Raw genomic sequence first — 3564 nt, forward strand, 5'->3', positions numbered from 1 at the left:
AGATCCCGGTCATCAAGGTCCCGAGGTAGATATGAGTGACCTGGAACCCAACGGCCCAGGCTCCTTAGATATGAAGGCAAAGGCTACCAGTGGTACACAGGGTTCTTACACAGGCCTTGGAGAATATCAGCTGAACCTGGATATGTCCCTGAAGCTGCAGGATATCCTTCAGGATCGGGGATACCAGGTAGTCCTTACAAGGACGGATAATTCCACTGCCATCAGTAATAAAGAGCGTGCCCAGTATGTAGCGGAGCAGGGGGCTGATATTTATGTGCGGATCCATGCCAATGGAGACAGTTCACATACTGCTTCCGGCGCACTGACCATCTCCCCATCTTCCCAGAATCCTTACGTTTCACAGCTTTATGACGAGTCCAACCGTCTTTCCCAGTGCATTCTGGATGCTTATTGCGAAGCTACAGGCTTTAAGAGTCTGGGTGTCCAGTACATGGATAACATGACTGGCATTAACTGGAGTACTGTGCCTGTTACCATCGTTGAAATGGGCTTTATGACAAATGAAAGCGATGACCTCCAGACGAGTAACACCGCTTTCCAGGATACCATGGCTACAGGGATCGCCGATGGTATTGATTCTTATTTTGGGATATCCAGATAATTATTCCTCGCTTTTCCCATCTGTCCCCTCGTAGGATTTCTCCCATATCTCTGAGAACACTGCCAGGGGACAGTCTGTCAGCATACACATCAAAAGAAAGCATTCATAAGGATTGACTATGTATATATCGCTCATACCACATTTTTCCAGAAGCTTCTGACTCTCTTCAATGAAATGGTGATAGCGCTTATAAGGATCTTCATCTTGCATTTTTTGAGAAATAATGAAAAACTCCAAAGTAAGAAGATCAAATCTTTCTACCGGAAATTTGTGGTTCAGGATGTTTGTGATCCTCTGTCGGCTGAAACGCTTCTGGCTGAAATGCTTTGCCAGAATGGAGGCAGACATTTTTTTCAGATTTCCCATTTTGTTGATAGGAATCCCATTACAGATTACCTTTTCCAGATCTGAAGGTGTAATATTCTCTGCCGTCCATCTTCTGTGCCTGCCTCTTTCATCTTCATCTTTCTGATACAGATCAGCAATGACCTGCTTTGCCTGTTCCAGGAGTCTCATAAATTCCTGAAATGCCTGGCTCTTCTCGGATCTGGGGTCTACCCAGCCAGCTTTCAGTCCTGCCAGATATTCCATCAGTTTTTCCTCTGTATCGATCATAGGGCCGCCCCCATAAGCAGCTGTATCATTTTGTATTGCAACCGGCACCAGTTCTTTGTATTTTTCTTTATATTCCTGTGCCTTTGCATACAGGTAATGATGGGTATAGCAGTACCAGTAGATCACCTCTTCCGGATTTGAAAAATCAAAATCCTGCTCCCGCAGCACACAAGTAAGGAAATCCGACACATCTCCTGCACTCATCCTCAGGCCGAATCCTAAAAGGAATACAGTATCACGTTTCACAGATGCCTGTGTCAGCCAGTTATTTATAAGAGCCGGCAGCTTTGTTGATGTGGGATTCATTGACTTAGGTGTACAGGTTTCTTTAAATGATTCTAATGCAATCTCCCTGTAAACCTCCTGCGGGACCTGTGCAAAAGGCTCTTCCAGCCCTGCCCGCTCATAAATATATCTTTTCAGATGATCTCCAAAGGATACCAGTTCCATCTCTTTATAAAGATAATGAAAGATTACCTCCGTATCCTTTTCTTCAAAGCTATCCAGTTCAACCACCTGACGAAACCTCTGGGCTGCCTTCCTTGTAAATTCAAAATCCTTAACTGTATCAAATACAACGGTCTGTTCAAAATCCAAATCCTTCATCCGATTATTCATGATCAAACACCTTCTTTATTTAAATGCTTCCTGGCATTTCCCTACAGCTGCAATACTTTCTTTAATCTTTCCCTTATGGAGCCTTTTACCTTTCTTTCATGCACCTGACAGAGAATCACAGTTGCATTGTCTCTACCGCCCTTTTCAAGTGCAAGCTTCATCAGATCATGGACTGTATCTGGTGCATTCTTTCTCCTGTTCAGGATCATCTGGATCTCTACTTCTGTAAGCATGTCCGAGATTCCGTCCGAGCACAGCATGATCCTGGTATCCGGCTGACAATCAATTTCTACCACAGAAGGCTGGATCACCATTTGATCCTCAGGAATCCCCAGATACTGGGTAAGAGGAGCTTTTCCCAAAAGCCCGTTTCCCAGAACATGGTCGGTAGAAATCCTGAAAAAGGCCCCATTTCTTTCCTGATAGATCCGGCTGTCACCTACGTTACACACATACAGCTTCTGTCCTGCAAAAACAGCCATTGCCAGAGTTGTTCCCATCGTACTGATACGGTTCTTTGCAGCATAACTGCACACAGCCAGGTTCATTTCCCTGCATGCTTCCTGTACAAACTCTTCTGCCCGATGTTTCAGCTTTGCTCTGTTCCTTTGATAGTAACTGCCCAACCTTTCTGCAGCTAGCTTTGCAGCTACTTCTCCGCAGCTTTCGCCACCCATGCCATCAAAAAGAGCCAATACAGGAAATGTCCGGCTGGAACACCTTTCTTCGGAAATTTCTCCAGATCCATCATTTATTTCAGGAAGCATGTGTCCACAACACCAGAAATTGTCCTCATTATTGCTGCGTATCTTCCCCTTGTGGCAAGCATAGGCATACTCAATATCGTAATTCATTCTATAGTCCTTCGTAACTGTAAAGATACTGAACAGTTACAATCCTTCTATTATTCTATTCGTCAAACTATTCTATTCGTCAAACTGCTCCAGAGAATTTTTCCAGTATTTTTCTCCCCGCTTATTGTACTCTGTGCTGTCGGTTTCTTTGTCATGAACAGTCCCATCAGCATCAATCCAGCGGATCAACTTGCCTCTTCTGTCATAATAGTATAATTCCTGCTTGCTATCTGTCCATATATATGCAAAAAACAGACGTTCATCCCAGTAATAATATTCTTCATAAACACCGTCATCGGACATCTCCGGATAGATCAAAGCCTTTACCAGCTTGTTGTTCTGATCATAATATCTTAATCTTTCACCCTTTGTCCCTACTTCCTGGCAATCCGGAAGCTCATTGACGATTTCCGAAGCCTGCTGTTTGATAGTCTCAATCGCAGTAGAAAAATCATCAACCTGCGCTGTATGTGTATCATTTTCCTCCAGGATGCTTACTACCTGGTTGGATTTGCGTAAAGGAAGATTCTCTTCAAGCATGCTTCTTACATATAAAATCGTTATGATACAAGCTGCCAGTGCAATCCCGGCAGCCAGTACACTCCACAAAGCAGGTCTTCGTTTCACTTCGCCTGACCCTGACTTGATTTTTTCAAATAATTTGGAATGCTTTTTCACAGGCTTGAGGCATCCGCTTTCCACCGCCGGATTTACTTTTGGCTTCTTTTCCGGATCTGCCTCCATACGTCCATGCAGCAGATCATCCATTGCATGATAAAACTCCTCAGGAGTCTGATACCGTTCTTCCGGGCGATATGCACAAGCTTTCAAGATAATAGCAGAAAAAGCCTGATC

Annotated in this window: 3 protein-coding genes and 1 pseudogene; 1 reads left to right on the forward strand and 3 read right to left on the reverse strand. The window is 44.1% G+C overall.

Going from position 1 to position 3564, the window contains the following annotated elements; genetic code table 11:
* Positions 1 to 622, forward strand: a 622-nt coding sequence (locus R1Y93_RS11445) for an N-acetylmuramoyl-L-alanine amidase family protein (protein WP_500822892.1), incomplete at its 5' end; no start/stop codon positions are given.
* On the opposite strand, the gene R1Y93_RS11450 is transcribed toward R1Y93_RS11445, so the two are convergent.
* From R1Y93_RS11450 to R1Y93_RS11460, 3 genes and pseudogenes are all read right to left on the reverse strand, one after another.
* Positions 623 to 1855, reverse strand: coding sequence for a hypothetical protein (locus R1Y93_RS11450; protein WP_500822893.1), 1233 nt, complete (start codon positions 1853 to 1855; stop codon positions 623 to 625).
* Between the two features lie 41 nt (positions 1856 to 1896).
* Entirely contained in the window at positions 1897 to 2709 is an 813-nt protein-coding gene (locus tag R1Y93_RS11455; protein WP_500822894.1) for a PP2C family protein-serine/threonine phosphatase, read from the reverse strand.
* A gap of 72 nt (positions 2710 to 2781) precedes the next feature.
* Positions 2782 to 3564, reverse strand: a pseudogene (locus R1Y93_RS11460) (hypothetical protein); the annotation flags it as partial.

Source organism: Blautia sp. HA3515 (assembly GCF_059933065.1).